The organism is Streptomyces sp. 7N604 (assembly GCF_052245475.1).
Taxonomy (GTDB): Bacteria; Actinomycetota; Actinomycetes; order Streptomycetales; family Streptomycetaceae; genus Streptomyces.
The window spans coordinates 1-762 of record NZ_JBQQBX010000107.1; the positions used below are offsets into that span (position 1 = coordinate 1).

Annotated in this window: 1 protein-coding gene; it reads left to right on the forward strand. The window is 72.3% G+C overall.

Annotation, left to right across the window (positions count from 1 at the left end):
* Positions 1–762, forward strand: a 762-nt coding sequence (locus tag ACTWP8_RS38215) for a phosphopantetheine-binding protein (protein WP_443326647.1), incomplete at both ends; no start/stop codon positions are given.

Consider the following 762-nt stretch of genomic DNA (forward strand, 5'->3'; position numbering starts at 1 on the left):
GCCGGCCGATCACCAACACCCAGGCTTTCGTACTCGACGAGCACCTGCGCCCCGTCCCCGAGGGCGTGGCAGGTGAGCTGTACGTCGCGGGCCCCGGCCTCGCCCGCGGCTATCTCGGCCGCCCGGGCCTGTCCGCGGAACGTTTCGTCGCCTGCCCCTTCGCTGCCCCGGGTGGCCGGATGTACCGCACCGGGGACCTCGCGAAGTGGACCGCCGACGGCGAGCTGGTCTTCGGCGGCCGTGTCGACGAGCAGGTCAAGGTCCGCGGCTTCCGTGTCGAACCCGGCGAGATCGAGACCGGGTTGGCCGCGCACGACAGCGTCGGACAGGTAGCGGTGATCGCCCGGGAGGACCGTGCCGGGGACAAGCGGCTCGTCGCCTACGTCGTACCGGACGGCGAAGTGGACACGGCCCAGCTGCGGGAGTTCCTCGCGGACCGGCTGCCCGACTACATGATCCCGGCCGCGTTCGTGGAGCTGGACGCGCTCCCGGTGACCGTCAACGGCAAGCTCGACCGCTCCGCCCTCCCCGCCCCGGACTTCACCGGCGCACCTGTGGGCCGCGGGCCGACGACGCCCACCGAGGAGCGCCTCTGCGGGCTCTATTGCGACGTGCTCGGCCTGGAACAGATCGGCGCCGACGCGTCGTTCTTCGACCTCGGCGGCGACTCGATCCTCGCCATGAAGCTCATCGCCCGGATCCGGTCGGAGCTCGGCGCCGAGGTCAGCATCCGCGCCCTGTTCACCGCCCCGACGGTCGCCG